At 72.5% G+C, this 16,816-nt stretch carries 15 protein-coding genes; 3 read left to right on the top strand and 12 right to left on the bottom strand.

Annotated elements, in window-relative coordinates:
- Positions 1–96: 96 nt before the first annotated feature.
- From GA0070616_RS23310 to GA0070616_RS23295, 4 genes are all read right to left on the bottom strand, one after another.
- Positions 97–735, bottom strand: a complete 639-nt coding sequence (locus GA0070616_RS23310; protein ID WP_091087267.1) for a response regulator — start codon at positions 733–735, stop codon at positions 97–99.
- Positions 723–1,898, bottom strand: a complete 1,176-nt coding sequence (locus tag GA0070616_RS23305) for a sensor histidine kinase (RefSeq protein ID WP_139128982.1) — start codon at positions 1,896–1,898, stop codon at positions 723–725. Before GA0070616_RS23305 ends, GA0070616_RS23310 begins: the two co-directional genes overlap by 13 nt.
- A gap of 148 nt (positions 1,899–2,046) precedes the next feature.
- A complete protein-coding gene (hisS, locus tag GA0070616_RS23300; protein ID WP_091087259.1) occupies positions 2,047–3,369 on the bottom strand; it encodes a histidine--tRNA ligase in 1,323 nt (440 codons plus the stop codon).
- A gap of 53 nt (positions 3,370–3,422) precedes the next feature.
- Positions 3,423–4,142, bottom strand: a complete 720-nt coding sequence (locus GA0070616_RS23295; RefSeq protein WP_091087254.1) for an MBL fold metallo-hydrolase — start codon at positions 4,140–4,142, stop codon at positions 3,423–3,425.
- A gap of 330 nt (positions 4,143–4,472) precedes the next feature.
- On the opposite strand from GA0070616_RS23295, the gene GA0070616_RS23290 reads away from it, so the two are divergent.
- On the top strand, positions 4,473–5,372 hold the full coding sequence (locus GA0070616_RS23290) for a peptidylprolyl isomerase (RefSeq protein WP_091087251.1): 900 nt from the start codon (positions 4,473–4,475) through the stop codon (positions 5,370–5,372).
- A 55-nt stretch (positions 5,373–5,427) separates the two neighbouring features.
- Entirely contained in the window at positions 5,428–6,267 is an 840-nt protein-coding gene (locus tag GA0070616_RS23285; protein WP_091087248.1) for a peptidylprolyl isomerase, read from the top strand.
- Positions 6,268–6,505: 238 nt separating this feature from the next.
- Here the strand turns inward: GA0070616_RS23285 and GA0070616_RS23280 are convergent, their stop codons facing one another.
- The 8 genes from GA0070616_RS23280 to ruvC all read right to left on the bottom strand — a co-directional run bounded on the left by GA0070616_RS23280 (position 6,506) and on the right by ruvC (position 15,828).
- Positions 6,506–8,980 (bottom strand): RelA/SpoT family protein, encoded by a 2,475-nt coding sequence (locus GA0070616_RS23280; protein WP_175440295.1) that lies wholly within the window; start codon positions 8,978–8,980, stop codon positions 6,506–6,508.
- Between the two features lie 194 nt (positions 8,981–9,174).
- On the bottom strand, positions 9,175–9,741 hold the full coding sequence (locus GA0070616_RS23275; RefSeq protein ID WP_091087241.1) for an adenine phosphoribosyltransferase: 567 nt from the start codon (positions 9,739–9,741) through the stop codon (positions 9,175–9,177).
- 100 nt (positions 9,742–9,841) lie between these two features.
- Entirely contained in the window at positions 9,842–11,044 is a 1,203-nt protein-coding gene (gene secF, locus GA0070616_RS23270) for a protein translocase subunit SecF (RefSeq protein WP_091087237.1), read from the bottom strand.
- Between the two features lies 1 nt (position 11,045).
- The gene (gene secD / locus GA0070616_RS23265; RefSeq protein ID WP_091087233.1) at positions 11,046–12,926 is read right to left on the bottom strand and encodes a protein translocase subunit SecD; all 1,881 of its coding nucleotides are present in this window, start codon (positions 12,924–12,926) and stop codon (positions 11,046–11,048) included.
- A gap of 236 nt (positions 12,927–13,162) precedes the next feature.
- The gene (gene yajC / locus GA0070616_RS23260; protein WP_175440186.1) at positions 13,163–13,504 is read right to left on the bottom strand and encodes a preprotein translocase subunit YajC; all 342 of its coding nucleotides are present in this window, start codon (positions 13,502–13,504) and stop codon (positions 13,163–13,165) included.
- A 136-nt stretch (positions 13,505–13,640) separates the two neighbouring features.
- Positions 13,641–14,705, bottom strand: coding sequence for a Holliday junction branch migration DNA helicase RuvB (gene ruvB / locus GA0070616_RS23255; RefSeq protein ID WP_091087226.1), 1,065 nt, complete (start codon positions 14,703–14,705; stop codon positions 13,641–13,643).
- Entirely contained in the window at positions 14,702–15,304 is a 603-nt protein-coding gene (gene ruvA, locus GA0070616_RS23250) for a Holliday junction branch migration protein RuvA (RefSeq protein WP_091087222.1), read from the bottom strand. Before ruvA ends, ruvB begins: the two co-directional genes overlap by 4 nt.
- On the bottom strand, positions 15,301–15,828 hold the full coding sequence (ruvC, locus tag GA0070616_RS23245; protein WP_091087219.1) for a crossover junction endodeoxyribonuclease RuvC: 528 nt from the start codon (positions 15,826–15,828) through the stop codon (positions 15,301–15,303). The genes ruvA and ruvC overlap by 4 nt, the downstream gene beginning before the upstream one ends.
- Before the next feature lie 192 nt (positions 15,829–16,020).
- On the opposite strand from ruvC, the gene GA0070616_RS23240 reads away from it, so the two are divergent.
- A complete protein-coding gene (locus GA0070616_RS23240; RefSeq protein WP_091087216.1) occupies positions 16,021–16,803 on the top strand; it encodes a 3-hydroxybutyrate dehydrogenase in 783 nt (260 codons plus the stop codon).
- Positions 16,804–16,816: the final 13 nt, after the last annotated feature.

Here is a 16,816-nt window from a genome sequence, read left to right as displayed (position 1 = left end):
GGCCCCGCCCCGGTGGCGCGGGCCGGGAGCGGCGACGGCCCCGCCCCGACAACAGGGGCCGGGAGCGGCGACGGCCCCGCCCGGCGCGACGAGCCGTCAGCCGACGCCGAAACGGTCCTCCCGGACCCGGTCGGCCAGGTCGAGCTTGGTCCGGGTGGGCCGACCGAGGTCGTGGTACTTCGCCTTGACCCGGTCCAGGTAGGTGCGGGCCGTCTCGTGCCGGATCCCCAGGTGCCGGGCCGCCTGCTTCAGCGTCATGCCGGAGGCGTACGCCAGCAGCACCTCCCGTTCCCGCGCCGAGAGCTGGGGACGGGCCGGGCGGTCGTCGCGCAGGCAGGCGAACGCCAGCTCGGTGGAGAAGACCGGCTGCCCGGCATGCACCTGACGGATCGCGACGGCCAGCGCGGACAGGTCGTGGTCCTTGGTGACGTACCCACTGGCACCGGCGGCGAAGGTGGCGATCACCTGGTCGGGCTGCGCCCACACGCTGAGCACCAGCACCCGGTGCCCTTCGGCGGTGAGCCGACGGACGTTGTCGGCGGCGCTGCTGCGGTCGCGCAGCACCAGATCCAGCAGGATCACGTCCACCGGCTGGGCCAGTTCCCGCAGCAGCTCGTCGACGGTGGCCCCGGTGCCGACGAGACGCAGGTCGGGCACCCCGGCCGCCCAGTTGGCGAAACCGTCCAGCAGCATCCGGTCGTCGTCGACCGCCGCCAGCCGGATCACCGTGGCCACGCCAGCTCCACACAGGTGCCGGCGCCGGGTTCACTGGAGACCCGGACCCGGCCCCCCACCTCGGAAACCCGGTCGACCACCGAGTTGCGGAACCCGAACCCGGGCGGCACCGCGACCAGGTCGAAGCCGCGCCCCCGGTCGACGACCGTCACCCGCAGCACGTCGGACTCGCTGGTCACGGTGACCCACGCCTCGTCGACGCCGGCGTGCTTGACGACATTGTTGAGCGCCTCCCGGGCAGCGTCGCGCAGGGCGTCCACCACGGACGGCGGGACGTCGGGCGGAGTGAGGTCGCTGCGGTAGCGGACCCGCAGGCCCAGCAGCGACACCCCGCCGACCACCTCTCGCAGGGCCTCGCCGAGGGTGCCGAAGCGAGCGTCCGCACGGTCTGCCAGCAGGCCCCGGATGTAGTCCGCGTCGCGGGCGCACCGCTGGCGCACCGGTACGGCCCGGTGGTCGACCCCGCCCCGGGCGATCAGCGTCAGGGTGGTGAGCACGGTGTCGTGCAGGGCCCGGTGGTGGGCCACCCGCGTCACGTACCGGGCATGGTCGGCGGCCCGTTCCGCCTCCGCCACCAGCCGCTGGGCGTTGACCCGGTCGAGGTGGCGGCCCTCCTGGCGCAGGTACCGGATGCCGAACCCGGCAGCCAGGGCGAAGCAGGCCGTGGCGTTCGCCGCGTACACCAGGTCCACCGCCGAGGCGCCCCCGGCGCTCCAGCCGGCGGTGACGACGGTCTCCGCCACGACGAGCGCGCCGACGACCGCCACCGCGGCCACCGCGCGGCCGATCGCCGCGGCGGCCAGCGACGCACCGGCCTGCGCCGCCCAGATGCCCCAGTTCGCCGACACGTCGCCGGTGGGGAGGTTGGCGGAGACCAGCGCCACCAGTCCGGCGGCGAATGCGACGTCGAGGTAGACCAGCGGAGGCGGGAACCAGCCACGCCGGCAGGCGACGCGGAACAGCGCCAGGTTCCAGGCCACCGCCGCGCCCAACAACACCAGGTTGGCCAGCGGGCTGCGGTAGGGGCCGTGCGCACTGCTCGCGATCGCCGGGACGAGGCATCCGAGCCGATGGAGCGCGACGAACACCACCATGAGGCGGTTGGCTCGGCTCTCCCCCGTCAGTGCCACCCCGGTGAGCGGACAGTGACCAACCAACGACACGATGGTCATTCTGGCACGCAGATCAATGATGACCATCGCTGGACGACCGACCCTGCGACACCATCGGGTCACGCTTGGTGGCCACCCGGCCGGGCCCGACCAACCGGTCCGCCGGTTGACGGCTGGTCAGGCCCGACCGAACGATGGTTCAGCTGACCAGCGGCGTCAGGTCGGCCCGGGGTGGCGTCCACTCCCCCGCCGCCGCGCCGACCTGCTCGCCGGAGCGGATGTCCTTCACCTCGTCGCCGTCCTCGCCGGGGAACCAGACGTACGGGATGCCGCGCCGCTCGGCGTAGCGGATCTGCTTGCCGAACTTCGCCGCGCTCGGCGACACCTCGGTGGGGATGCCCCGCGAGCGCAGCGCCTCGGCCACCCGGTTGCTGGCCGGACGCAGCTCCTCGGCGGTCACCGCCACCAGCACGCAGGTCGGCACGGACCGGGACACCGACAGGGCCTCGGCCCCGAACAGCAGCCCGAGCAGCCGGGTCACCCCGATCGAGATGCCGACCCCGGGGAACCGGGCGGCACCGGAGCTGGCCAGGTTGTCGTACCGGCCTCCCGAGCAGATCGAGCCGAACCGCTCGTAGCCGAGCAGCTGCGTCTCGTAGACGGTGCCCGTGTAGTAGTCCAGGCCACGGGCGATGCGCAGGTCGGCGACGCACAGCCCCGGGGAGTGCGCGGCGGCGGTCTCCACCACCGCGACCAGCTCCTCGACCCCGGAGTCGAGCAGCGGATCGCTCACCCCGAGGGCGCGCACCGCGTCGGCGAACGACGCGTCCGGCGCGGAGATCTCCGCCAGCGCCAGGCACGCCTTGGCCTGCGCCTCGCTCGCCCCGGCGGTCTGCGCGAGCAGCTCCGCCACCTTCGCCGGGCCGATCTTGTCGAGTTTGTCGACCGCCCGCAGCGCCGCCTCGGTGTCGGTCAACCCGACGCCCCGGTAGAAGCCCTCGCAGATCTTGCGGTTGTTGACCTGGATGCGCACCGGCGGGATCGGCAACGACCGCAACGCGTCGCCGATCACCAGCGGCATCTCCGCCTCGTGGTGCGGGGCCAGGGCGTCCCGGTCGACGATGTCGATGTCGGCCTGCACGAACTCGCGGTAGCGGCCCTCCTGCGGGCGCTCGCCGCGCCACACCTTCTGGATCTGGTAGCGGCGGAACGGGAACTGGAGCCTGCCGGCGTTCTCCAGCACGTAGCGGGCGAACGGCACGGTCAGGTCGAAGTGCAGGCCGAGCTGGTCGTCGCCGCCGGGCGCGTCGGCGTCGGCCTGCAACCGGCGGATCACGTAGACCTCCTTGGAGGTCTCCCCCTTGCGCAACAACTGGTCCAGCGGCTCGACCGCGCGGGTCTCCAGCGGCGCGAAGCCGTACAGCTCGAAAGTGTGGCGGATCCGGTCGAGGACGTACTGCTCGATCATCCGCTGGGCGGGCGTCCACTCCGGGAAGCCGGAGATGGGCGTGGGCTTGCTCATGGGTACTCCTTGCGTCCCGCGCGGACCGCGCGGGTGGTCACGGGTCGCGGCGGCTACAGGCCGCGGGTGGGGGCCGCCGGTCGCGCGTCGCCGGAACCCGCCACCTCGATGAGGTACGGGTTGGTCGCGCGCTCGCGGCCGATGGTGGTCGCGGGGCCGTGGCCGGGCAGCACGACGGTGTCGTCGGCCAGCGGAAGGATCTTGCTCCGCAGGCTGGAGAGCATCGACGGCATACTGCCGCCCGGCAGGTCGGTGCGGCCGATGGACCCGGCGAAGAGCACGTCGCCGGAGAGGCAGATCTCGTCCGCCTCGAAGCGCGAGCCGGCGCCGGGCAGCCGGAACAGCACCGACCCGCCGGTATGGCCCGGCGCGTGGTCGACGGTGATCTCCAGCCCGGCGAGGGCGAGGGTCGCGCCGTCGGTCAACTCGGCGACGTCCTCGGGCTCGGTGTAGGGCAGCCGCCCGCCGAACAGCGCGGTCAGGTCGGCCGACAGGCCCTTGGTCGGGTCGGCGAGCATCTCCCGGTCGCCCGGGTGCACGTACGCGGTGATGCCGCGAGCGCCGCAGACGGGGGCGACGGAGAAGGTGTGGTCGAGATGACCGTGGGTGAGCAGGACGGCGGCCGGGTGCAGCCGGTGCTCGGCGAGCAGCGCGTCGAGCCGGTCGAGCACCCCGATGCCGGGATCGACCACCACGCACTGTTCCCCCGGCGCGGCGGCCACAACATAGCAGTTGGTGCCGAAGGCGTCCGCGGGAAAGCCGGCCAAGAGCACGTCCGCTCCCCTTCCGTCGAGCTGGGTGTCGTGGTCAGCCTAACGGGCGGCGCGAGCGGGTTCGGCAGCCGATGCGGGGGCGACCCGCTCGTGTCCGGGCCACCACGGGGACCGACCCGGGGCGGTGCCGGGGCCGACCCCGGGACGGTGCCGGGGGCCGGTGCGGGACAGTGACGGGGCCCGATCCGCCGCGGCACGAACCTCGTACCCCACTTTCCCAGGCCGTGGCCGTACACTCTGGCGGGCATGTGGCGCGGCGCACGCGACGCCGGGGGCACGGACGCCACGCCCGCCCGCCGCGACAACCACGGTAGAGGAAGGGGAGCACGGGTGGCTTCCAGCAGGGACCGGCAGCGCAAACTGGCGCGGGCCAAGCTCGACCGGCAGATGGCCCGCCGGGCCGCTCGGGCCACGCGCCGCAGGCAGATCCAGGCCGGCGTGGGCGTCGCCGTGATCCTCGTCCTGATCGTGGCCGGCTCCGCGTGGGCACTGGGCGCCTTCGACCGCGACCCGGCGGTGAACACCGCCGCCGACGAGGTGTGCCTGTGGACCCCGCAGAACGCCGACGGGAACCCCAACCTGAAGGACGTGGGTCAACCCGCGGAGACGGGGCTGCCGGTCACCGGCACCCGGCCGATGACGATCGTGACCAACCAGGGCGCCCCGATCACCGCCGAACTCGACCTGGCCGCCGCCCCGTGCGCCGCCGCGAGCATCACGCACCTGGCCGGCCGTGGGTTCTACGACAACACCAAGTGCCACGAGATCACCGCCGAGGGGGCGGTGCGCTGCGGCGATCCGAGCGGCACCGGCCAGGGCGGCCCGACCTACTCGTTCTACGACGAGAACGTCCCCGACGCGCCGCAGGCGTCGCCGTCGGCCAGCCCCGCCCCGGACCAGCCGCCGACGTACCCGAAGGGCACGGTCGCCCTGATCGGCAACGCGCCCGGCGCCAACGGCAGCCAGTTCCTGATCTTCTTCGAGGACTACACCACCGCCGAGCCGCGTTACCCGATCATCGGCCGGGTCACCGACGGGATGAAGACGGTGGAGAAGATCGGGGCCCTGCCGACCGTGGACAATGGGACGGGAGCCAAGGTCAAGCCCAAGGACGACGACGTGGTCATCCAGAGTCTCACCGTCGGTGAGTCGGCCCTCGACCCGACATCGGCCCCGGAGCCCACGCAGTCGGCGGCGGGGTCGCCGTCGGCCACCCCGAGCGCCGGCTGACCCGGCCACCCAGCTCAACGGCATCGCCCGTGACACAGTCCAGGAGGATCCAGGCGTGACGTCCACCAGAGAGCGGCAGCGCGCGGCGGCCCGCGCCCGGCTCGAGAAGGAGATGGCCGAGCGGGCCGCGTCGGCCCGCCGGCGCCGCCGCATCCAGGCGATCGTCGGAGCCGGCGCGGCCCTGGTGCTCGTGGTCGCCGGCACCGTCTGGCTGGCCACCACCCTGGCCGGGGACGACGACGACACGACGCCCGCGGCGCAGAACGGCAACCTCGTGCAGTGCGGCTGGACGGACATCCCGGCCGAGCAGCGCAGCCCGGCGATCAAGGATGTCGGGGTGCCGGACACCCAGCAGGAGGCGGTCGGCGTCCAGACCCTGACGATCGACACCAACCTGGGCCCCATCACCGCCCGGGTCGACCGGTCGCTGGTGCCCTGCACGGCTGCGAGCTTCACCCACCTGGCGGAGAAGGACTTCTTCGACAACACCAAATGTCACCGGCTGGTGACTCAGGGCATCAAGGTGCTCCAGTGCGGTGACCCGAGCGCCACCGGCAAGGGGTGGCGGGAGACCGACGGCACCGGCGGGCCGAGCTACCGGCTGCCGGAGGAGAACCTGCCGACCGACAAGCGCCCCCCGTACCCGGAGGGCGTCATCGCGATGGCCAACTCCGGGCAGCCCGGCAGCACCGGCAGCCAGTTCTTCATCGTGTACGGCGACTCGCCGCTGGACCCGAACTACACGGTCCTCGGCACCGTCACCAGCGGCATGGACATCGTCAAGCAGGTGGGTGCGGCCGGCGACGACGGCGCGTACGCCCAGCAGGCCGGCGGCGGCCACCCGAAGAAGGAGGTCGTCATCAACGACCTCACCATGGGGCCTGTCGAGCGCTGACCCGACACCCGCGAAGCGCCCGCCGGAACCCTCCGGCGGGCGCTTCGCCGTGACGCGGCGGAGCGTCAGGCCGGCACCCAGCGGCACCGCGACAGGCACCCGTGCCGCGAGGGGCCGGGCCGCGACAGGGGCCGGGTCACGACAGGGGGCCGCGTCGCGACAGGGGCCGGGTCGCTACGGAGGCCAGTTCGCTACGGGGGCCGGGGCGCCGCCCGTCCGTGGAGCGGGCGGCGACGTGTCAGGCCCCGGAGGTGACGCGGTAGGCGTCGAAGACGCCGTCGACCTTGCGGACGGCGGCCAGCAGGTGGCCCAGGTGCTTCGGGTCGGCCATCTCGAAGCTGAACCGGCTCACCGCCACCCGGTCGCGGGTGGTGGTGACGGTGGCGGACAGGATGTTGACCCGCTCCTCGGAGAGCACCCGGGTGACGTCGGCGAGCAGCTTGTGCCGGTCCAACGCCTCGACCTGGATCGCGACCAGGAACGTGGAGGCGGAGGTCAGCTTCCAGCTCACCTCGACCACCCGCTCGGTCTGGGCGCGCAGATCCTCGGCGTTGGCGCAGTCGTCGCGGTGCACGCTCACCCCGCCGGAGCGGGTGACGAACCCGAACACCGAGTCCGGTGGGACCGGCGTGCAGCAACGGGCCAACTTGATCCACACGTCGCTGACGCCGCGGACCACCACACCGGGGTCGGCGCTGCTCTGGCGGCTGCGCGGCGGCCGGGTGGCCACGGCGGTCTCGGCGATGTCCTCCGCCGCGCCCTCCTCGCCGCCGTACGTGGCCATCAGCTTCTGCACCACGGACTGGGCGGAGACCTGGCTGTCGCCCACGGCCGCGTACAGCGACGCGACGTCGGCCAGGTGCAGGTCCCGGGCGATCGCCATCAGGTTGTCGGAGGTCAGCATCCGTTGCAGGGGCATGCCCTGCTTCCGCATCGCCTTGACGATCGCGTCCTTGCCCTCCTCGATCGCCTCCTCGCGCCGCTCCTTGTTGAAGTACTGCCGGATCTTCGTACGCGCCCGCGGGCTCTTGACGAAGCCCAGCCAGTCCTGCGTCGGGCCGGCCGTGTCGGACTTCGAGGTGAAGATCTCGATCACGTCGCCGTTGGACAGGGTCGACTCCAACGGCACCAGCTTGCCGTTGACCCGCGCACCGATGCACTTGTGCCCCACCTCGGTGTGCACCGCGTACGCGAAGTCCACCGGCGTCGACCCCGTCGGCAGCGGGATCACGTCCCCCTTGGGGGTGAAGACGTACACCTCCTGGCTGGACAGGTCGAAGCGCAGCGCGTCGAGGAACTCGCTCGGATCCGCCGCCTCCCGCTGCCAGTCCAGCAACTGCCGCAGCCAGGTCATCTCGTCGATGTGGGCCGGCGGGCCGACGATCTGGGTGCCCTTCTGGTCCTTGTACTTCCAGTGCGCCGCGATGCCGAACTCCGCCGTGCGGTGCATCGCGAACGTGCGGATCTGCATCTCCACCGGCTTGCCGGTGGGCCCGATGACCGTCGTGTGCAACGACTGGTACATGTTGAACTTGGGCATCGCGATGTAGTCCTTGAACCGGCCCGGCACCGGCTGCCAGTTGGCGTGGATGACCCCCAGCGCCGCGTAGCAGTCCCGCACCGTGTCGACGAGGATCCGCACCCCCACCAGGTCGTAGATGTCGTTGAACTCGCGACCCCGCACGATCATCTTCTGGTAGATCGAGTACAGGTGCTTCGGCCGACCGGTCGTCTCCGCCTTGATCTTGGCGGTCTTCAGGTCGGTCTGCACCTTCTGCGTCACCTGGCGCAGCAGGGCCTCCCGCTGCGGCTGGTGCTCCCCGATCAGCCGGTTGATCTCCTCGAACCGCTTCGGGAACAGCGTCCCGAACGCGAGGTCCTCCAGCTCCCACTTGATCGTGTTCATACCGAGCCGGTGGGCCAGCGGGGCCAGGATCTCCAGGGTCTCCTTGGCCTTCTGCTCCTGCTTGGGGCGGGGCAGGAAGGTCAGGGTGCGCATGTTGTGCAGCCGGTCGGCCAGCTTGATCACCAGGACGCGCGGATCCTTCGCCATGGCCACGACCATCTTGCGGATCGTCTCCGCCTTCGCCGCGTCGCCCAGCTTGACCTTGTCGAGCTTCGTCACGCCGTCGACCAGCAGCGCGACCTCGCCGCCGAAGTCGGCACGCATCTGGTCGAGCGTGTATTCCGTGTCCTCGATGGTGTCGTGCAGCAGCGCCGCCACCAGGGTGGTGGTGTCCATCCCGAGGTTGGCCAGGATCGTCGCCACGGCGAGCGGGTGCGTGATGTAGGGGTCACCGGACTTGCGGTACTGGCCCGAGTGCCACCGGGCGGCCATGTCGAAGGCGCGCTGGAGCAGCCGCGCGTCGGCCTTGGGGTGGTTCTCCCGGTGGGAGGAGATCAGCGGCTCAAGCACCTCGCTGACCTGGGAGGTCTGCCAGGGGGCGTTGAACCGCGCCAGCCGGGCCCGCACCCGGCGACCTGTCGGGGCGTTGGAGAACCCGAACCCGCCGCTCGACGAGGGGTCGTCGGAGCCGTCGGTGACGGCGCCACCGGCCGGCGCACCCGCCTCGACGGCGGACGGGACAGTCGCCGGGCCACCGCCGGCAGCATCGCCGCCCGCCGGGACACTGCCGTTCCCCGCCGGGGCACCGCCGTTGCGGTCGGTAACCGAGCCGTCCGCGTCGCCTGTCGGGTGCACCGTGCCCTCCACCGGAGGGACGACATCGTGGGACACCGGCCTCCTCACCGCTCGCCGGAACTGCACCGACCGTGCGCCGGCCGGTCTGGTCTCGCGCCACCGGCGGGGTCACCTGCCGGTCAGCAATGGGCAATGCTACCCGCACCCAGGGTGCCCTGCCGCTCCGCCGGACGGACCGTCCGGTCTCCGCCCGGCGGGCCGGGGGATCAAACGGTCAGCAGGGCATGCACGGGACGCGGGGCCAACCGCTCCCGGCCACCGAGGAAGGCCAGCTCCATCAGCACGGTGAAGCCCGTCACCGTGCCACCGGCCCGCTCCACCAGGTCCAGCGTCGCCGCGGCCGTGCCGCCCGTGGCGAGCACGTCGTCGACGACCAGCACCCGGTGCCCGGCCGTGAACGCGTCCTCGTGCACCTCCAGGGTCGCCTCGCCGTACTCCAGGGCGTACGAGGCCGAGTAGGCGGGGCGGGGCAGCTTGCCGGCCTTGCGCACCGGCACCACGCCGACCCCCGTGGCGTACGCGATGGCCGCCGCGACAACGAAACCACGGGCCTCGATGCCCACCACCGCGTCGAACGAGTCCCGCCCGTGGTGGGCGACGATCCCGTCGATGACCTCCCGGAAGGCGGCCCCGTCGGCGAACAGCGGCATCAGGTCCTTGAACAGGACGCCGGGCTTCGGGAAGTCGGGCACGTCCAGCACCCGGCTGGCGACCAGCCGGGCGGTCTCCGGGCCGCTGTCCCCGCGTGCTGCGGTGCTGTGGGTCTCCGTCACGGCTGTTCCGTTTCCTTCCACGACGACGGCGTCCGGCATGCTGCTCGCACAGCATGCCGGACGCCGTCGGGTCGACTTCCGTCGGGCCTCGCGGCCCGGATCAGCGCCGCTTTCCGCCGCCCGGGCGGTTCCCGCCGCCGCCGGAGGGACGGCCGGCCCGGGCCCCGGCGGACCGCTTGCCGGCCGGTCGGGCGCCCACCTTCGGCGCCGCCGCCGCGAGGGCTGCGGGCTCGTCGTGCCCGTCGGAGTCCGCCGGCTCCACGGACTCCGCCGCCCGCTGCGCCGGCTTGCCGGGGGTCTCGCCCCGGCCGACGGCGGCCCGCCGGGCCTCGACCCGCTTGTTGTGCGCGCGGATCCGCGGGTCGCGGTTCTTCAGCAGCACAAGCAGCGGCGTGGCCAGCATGATCGACGTCAGGAAGGCCACCGCCATGCCGACGAAGAGCACCAGGCCGAGGTCCTTCAGGGTGCCCGCGCCGAGCAGGAAGGCGCCGATGAACAGGATCGAGCCCACCGGGAGCAGCGCGACGACCGAGGTGTTGATCGACCGCATCAGGCTCTGGTTCAGCGCCAGGTTCGCCGCCTCGCCGTAGGTCTGGTTGTTGTTGGCGGTGATCCCCCGGGTGTTCTCCTGCACCTTGTCGAAGACCACCACCACGTCGTAGAGCGCGAAGCCCAGGATGGTGAGGAAGCCGATGACGGTGCCCGGGGTGACCTCCAGGCCGACCAGCGAGTAGATGCCGGCGGTGAGGATGAGGTTCATCACCAGCGACGCGATGGCCGCGACGGCCATCTGCCACTCGAAGCGCAGCACCAGGTAGATCGACACGACCACGAGGAAGATGACCAGGCCGAGCAGGGCCCGGTCGGTCACCTGGTCGCCCCACGCCTTGCTGACCCGGTCGCCGCCCACCTCGTCGCTGTCGAGGCCGTACGCCTGCGCCAGCGCCGCCCGGGCGGCGGCGTCCTGCTCGGCGCCGAGCTGGGTGGTCTTGAGTTCGTAGAACTCGCCCTCCGTGCCGCCGCCGACCTGCTGGGCGGTGACCACCCGGGCACCACCGGCCTGGTCGGCGAGGATCGCGTTGGCCCGGGTCTCGACCTCGTCGAGGGTGGCCACGCTGGCGGGGACCCGCAGGACGTTGCCGCCCGCGAACTCGATGCCGGGGTTGAAGCCCCGGATCAGGAAGCTGGCGAGGGCCAGCAGGACCAGCACCGCCGCCACGGTGAACCACACCTTGCGCCGGCCGACCACGTTGAGACCGGCCTCGCCCCGGTAGAGGCGACTGGCCAGACCACTTTCCGCCATCTCAGGCCTCCTTCACGCGCGAGTCGCGGGCGGCCTGCTGTGCCCGAGCCGGTAGCACCCGGCCCAGACCGCTGACCCGTGGGGACAGGAACGCCCGGGTCCGGGCGAACATCGTCATGATCGGGTGCCGGAAGAGGAACACCACGACCAGGTCGAGGACGGTCGCCAGGCCGAGCGCGAAGGCGAAGCCCTTGACCGTGCCGACCGAGACCACGTAGAGCACGACCGCCGACATGATGGTGATCGCGTTCGCGGAGATGATCGTGCGACGGGCCCGGATCCAGGCGCGGGAGACCGCACTGCGCGGGCTGCGCCCCTCCTGGATCTCGTCCTTGAGTCGTTCGAAGTAGATGACGAACGAGTCCGCCGCCACACCGAGCGAGACGATCATGCCGGCGATGCCGGCGAGGGTGAGGGTGAAGCCGATCTGCCGGCCGAGGAACACCAGCGCCCCGAAGACCAGCAGCGCGGACAGCACCAGGCTCAGGAAGATCACCGAGCCGAGCAGTCGGTAGTAGAAGAACGAGTAGATGATGACCAGCAGCATGCCGATGCCGGCGGCGAGCAGACCCGCCCGCAGGTGGCTGGCGCCGAGGGTCGCGGTGACGTTCTGCTGCTCGGCGGCCTCGAAGGTCAGCGGCAGCGCGCCGTAGCGCAGCTGGCTGGCCAGGTCGCTGGCGGTGGCGTTGGTGAAGTTGCCGGAGATCTGCGAGTTGCCGGTGAGCACGCTGAGGATCTGCGGCGACGAGATGACCTCGTTGTCGAGCACCACGGCCACCCGGCACTTGCCCTCGTCGCCCAGGGCGCTGGCGTCGCACTCCTGGCCCTCGTTGTTGACGGCCTCGCGGGTCAGCGCCGTCCACTTCTCCTGGCCCTCGCCGGTGAAGTCGAGGCTGACCACCCACTGGCTGGTCTGGTCGAGCACCGCGCTGGCGTCGTCGACGTCCGTGCCGAGCACCTTGGCCTCGTCGAGCAGGTACTTGAGGGTGCCCGACTCGCAGGCCACCACCTGCTGGTTCGGGTCGGAGATCGACGCCGGCGGCCGGTCGTCGAGCTGGTCGCAGCCGATGGTCGGCACGTTGAACTGCATCTGCGTCGGCAGCACCGCCACCTCACGCCCACTGAGCTCGGCGAACGGCGCGAGCTTCTCGGCCAGCGACGGGTCTGCGGTCAGGTCCGCCGGGGCCTGCAGGGCGCTCGCGGCGGCCCACGCCTCCGCGCCGACCTTCCGTTCCACGGCCTTGCGCTGCTCCTCGATGCCGGCCGGCACGGGCTCGGCGCTGGGGCTCGGCGAGGCGGCGCTGGGGCTCGGCGACGGGGTGGCGCTCGGGGCCGGTGCGCCGCCGCCCTGACCGCCGGCGGCGGGCGACGGGGTCGCGTCGGCGCCGGGCGTCTTCGTCGGGGCGGGGCTCGCGTCACCCGACGGGGCGGGGCTGGCGCTGCCGGACGGGCTGGGGGCCGGTGACGGCAGCGTGCCGCCGCCGTCGGCGACCTTCAGCACCTTGCGGAAGCGCAGCTCCGCCGCGCTGCCGACCTCGGTCAGGTCCCGGTTCTCACCGGGCAGGGAGATCACGATGTTCCGGTCGCCCTCGGTGACCACCTCGGCCTCGGCCACGCCGTAGCCGTTGACCCGGTTCTCGATGATCCGGCGGGCCTCCTCCAGGTTCTCGGCGGTGGGGGCCCGGCCGTCGACGCTGTTGGTCGCCTCCAGCGTGAGCCGTGTCCCGCCGACCAGGTCGAGGCCGAGGCGCGGCTCCAGCCGATCCTTCCAGCCACCGCTGGCGCCACCCGAGAAGAACACCAAAAGATAGAGGACGACGAAGATGGCCCCGAGCACGGCCAACTGCCGTCCGGGGCGCATCTGTCCCTGAGGTGGTGCCACGGCTGTCCTGTCTCCCTGTAGGTCGCCGCCGTCACGGCGGCGAGGTCGGGCCGGTCGCCCGGCCGACGGTCTGTCGAAACCGGCGTCGGAGGGCGGCACCGCCGCCGGTGGGCGTGGGGGTGCCGACCGGTCCTGCTGACGTGCCGACGCCCGCGCGCCGGCCCCACTATCCAGTTCTGTCGTCGCGCCCGCTGCCCCGTGCCCGTGCGGAGGACCGCACCGGGGCGGCGCGACGATCACTCCTTGACGGTGTCCGCGTCCTCGGTGACCGGTTCGGCGGGACGCTCCGCCTGGCTGACCACCCGGGCGATGGCCGGGCGGGCGTAGCGGCTCTGCACTCCGGGAGCGACCTCGAGCAGGACGGTGTCGTCGTCCACTCCGATGACACTGCCGTAGAGACCGCCGATGGTGACGACTTCGTCTCCCGGGGCGAGCGCCGACTGCATCGCCTCGGCCTCGCGGCGGCGCTTCTGCTGCGGTCGGATCATCATGAAGTACATGACGCCGAAGAGCAGAGCGATCATGAGGATCGGCGTGAAGCCGCCGGCCCCGCCGCCGCCGTCTGCTGCGTAAAGCACGTTGTCGCCTTCCCATTGGCCTCCGCCGCGGCACGAAGGCGCCGGAGCGGAGGCGGATTCTCACGTCCTGTACAGACCGCGGCGATTCTAATCCCTGTAACTGGGAACGCCGAATGCGGCAGAGATCACGAACGGATCACGGCTCATCGACGTCGATCGAGAAGAGATCGGGCGCGGGAGCGTTGTCGGCGGCAAATGTACCATTCGGGGGCGTACGCCCCAGGTGGTGCCAGGCGGCCCCGGTGGCGACGCGACCCCTGGGCGTACGGGCCAGCAGCCCCGCACGCACCAGGAACGGCTCGCACACCTCCTCCACCGTGTCGGGCTGCTCGCCCACCGCCACGGCCAGGGTGGACAGGCCCACCGGCCCGCCCCGGAACGAGTCCACCAGCGCGGTCAGCACCGCCCGGTCGAGCCGGTCGAGGCCCAGCGCGTCGACGTCGTACACCGTGAGGGCCTCGCGGGCGGTCGTGACCGTGACCACGCCGTCGGCCCGGACCTCGGCGTAGTCCCGCACCCGGCGCAACAGCCGGTTGGCGATCCGGGGGGTGCCCCGGGACCGGCCGGAGATCTCGGTCGCCCCGTCGTCGGTGATCGGCACCCCGAGGATCCGCGCCGAGCGGTGCAGCAGCGTCTCCAGGTCGGCCGGGGAGTAGAAGTCCAGGTGGGCGACGAACCCGAACCGGTCCCGCATCGGCCCGGTCAGCAGACCCGAGCGGGTGGTCGCGCCGACCAGGGTGAACGGCTCGACGTCCAGCGGGATGGCCGTGGCCCCCGGACCCTTGCCGACCACCACGTCGACCCGGAAGTCCTCCATGGCGCTGTAGAGCAGTTCCTCGGCCGGCTTGGCGATCCGGTGGATCTCGTCGATGAACAGCACGTCACCCTCGGTGAGGCTGGTCAGGATCGCCGCCAGGTCGCCGGAGCGCTCGATGGCCGGGCCGCTGGTCACCCGGATGCCGGCACCCAGTTCGGCGGCGACGATGTTGGCCAGGGTGGTCTTGCCGAGGCCGGGCGGGCCGGACAACAGGATGTGGTCGGGCGGGGAGCCGCGCCGCATCGCGCCCTTGAGCAGCAGGTCAAGCTGGTCGCGGACCCGGTGCTGGGCGATGAACTCGTCGAGCCGCTTCGGTCGGACACTGGCCTCGGCGTCGAGTTCGGCGTCAGCCACGTACGCCGAGACCAGGTTGTCGTCCGTCATCGGGTGCGACCCAACAGCCGGATGGCCTGCTTGAGCAAGACCGGCACGGGCGGGGTCGCCCCGTCGACGGTCTCCGCCACGGCAGCCACCGCCTGGTCGGCCTGCCCCGCCGTCCAGCCGAGCCCGACCAGGGCCTGGCGGACCTGCTCGGGCCACGCGCCGCCGGTGACCCCGGCCGCGCCGTCCGGGCCCACCGCCACCGGGCCGACCCGGTCGCGCAGCTCCAGCACCAGGCGTTCGGCGCCCTTCTTGCCGATGCCGGGCACGCGGGTCAACGCGGCGGTGTCGGCGTTGGCGATCGCCTTGCGGACCGCGTCGGGGGTGTGCACCGCCAGCACCGCCTGGGCCAGCCGGGGGCCGACCCCGCTGGCGGTCTGGAGCAGCTCGAACAGCGCCTTGGCGTCGTCGTCGGCGAAGCCGTAGAGGGTGAGCGAATCCTCCCGGACCACCAGGCTGGTGGCCAGCCGGGCGGACTGCCCCACCCGCAGGTCGGCGATCGTGCCGGGGGCGCACTGCACCGCCAGGCCCACCCCGCCGACCTCGATGACGGCATGGTCGGGGCCGGTCGCGGTCACCGTGCCGCGCACGCTGGCGATCATCTCGCTCCTCCTCGTCTCGCCCGGTCGGCCGCCGCGGCCAGCTTCGAGCGGGTGCCGCCGCGCCACACGTGGCAGATGGCCAGGGCCAGGGCGTCGGCGGCGTCCGCCGGACGCGGCGGCTCCGGCAGGCGCAGCAGGCGGGTGACCATCGCCGTCATCTGCGCCTTGTCCGCCTGACCGGAACCGGTCACCGCCGCCTTCACCTCGCTCGGGGTGTAGGTCTGCACGGGCAGCCCGGCGCGGGCACCGGCGAGGACCGCGATCCCGCTCGCCTGGGCGGTGCCCATCACGGTGCGCACGTTGTGCTGGCTGAACACCCGTTCCACCGCGACCGCGTCGGGCCGGTGCTCGGCCACCAGGTCGGTCAGCGAGCGGTCGATGTGCAGCAGGCGCAGCGGCAGCTCGTCGTCGGGGTCGGTGTGCACGACGTAGTAGGCGACCAGGCTGCACTGCCGCCCCGGCACCCCCTCCACCACACCCACCCCGCACCGGGTCAGCCCCGGGTCGACGCCGAGAACCCGCACGACGCCTCCTCCCCCAGCCGCCGGCAGTACGTGTGTTCGACACCCTACCGACCGCCTCCGACGCCCGTCCCCGCGGACACGCCGCACCGCCGCCGCGCCGCCCGGGACACCTCGGGACCACACTCACCGGACGGCGAGTATGTGGCTCCGGCCCATGTGCGCCCGCGTACACAGCTCGTAACTTCATGCGCCATGACGGCAGAACCCGTGGCGGTCCCCCATGTCGTACACGTCGACCTCGCCGGTCGTACCGCCCTGGTGACCGGGGGCGGCAGCGGCATCGGCCGGGCGTGCGCCCTGCGGCTCGCCGCCGCCGGCGCGTCGGTGCTGGTGGTGGACCGCAACGTCGAGGCGGCGAAGGCGGTGGCCGCCGAGGCCGGCGGTCGGGCCGAGGGCCTCGACCTGGCCGACCCGGTGGCGGTGGACACGTTGGACGCCCGGGTGGACATCGTGGTGAACAACGCCGGACTCCAGCACGTGGCGCCGGTACCGGAGTTCCCGACGGAACGGTTCGCCTACCTGCACCGGGTGATGGTGGAGGCCCCGTTCCGCATCGTCCGGCGGGCGCTGCCGCACATGTACGCCAACCGGTGGGGACGGGTGGTCAACATCTCCTCCGTGCACGGGCTGCGGGCCTCGCCGTACAAGGCGGCGTACGTGTCGGCCAAGCACGCCCTGGAGGGGCTGTCGAAGGTGGTGGCCCTGGAGGGTGCGGCGCACGGCGTGACGGCCAACTGCATCAACCCGGCGTACGTGCGCACCCCGCTGGTGGAGAGCCAGATCGCCGACCAGGCCGCCACCCACGGCATCCCGGAGACCGAGGTGGTGGAGACGATCATGCTGGCCCGGGCGGCGATCAAGCGGCTGATCGAGCCGGCGGAGGTGGCGGAACTGATGGCGTACCTGTGCTCCGACGCGGCGGCCTTCATCACCGGCACGTCCATCGCCCTCGACGGGGGCTGGACGGCGAGCTAGTGACAGCGCGCAC

This window comes from Micromonospora nigra, assembly GCF_900091585.1.
In the GTDB taxonomy this organism is placed as follows: Bacteria; Actinomycetota; Actinomycetes; order Mycobacteriales; family Micromonosporaceae; genus Micromonospora; species Micromonospora nigra.
Note: the sequence above shows the minus strand (reverse complement) of the source record. Positions and strands in the feature narration are given on the sequence as shown.

Coding starts and splice junctions, on each gene's coding strand:
- secF (WP_091087237.1), bottom strand. CDS start 11,044: ATGGCGGAAAGTGGTCTGGCCAGTCGCCTCTACCGGGGCGAGGCCGGT.
- ruvA (WP_091087222.1), bottom strand. CDS start 15,304: ATGATCGCCAGCGTGCGCGGCACGGTGACCGCGACCGGCCCCGACCAT.
- GA0070616_RS23240 (WP_091087216.1), top strand. CDS start 16,021: ATGACGGCAGAACCCGTGGCGGTCCCCCATGTCGTACACGTCGACCTC.
- ruvB (WP_091087226.1), bottom strand. CDS start 14,705: ATGACGGACGACAACCTGGTCTCGGCGTACGTGGCTGACGCCGAACTC.
- hisS (WP_091087259.1), bottom strand. CDS start 3,369: ATGAGCAAGCCCACGCCCATCTCCGGCTTCCCGGAGTGGACGCCCGCC.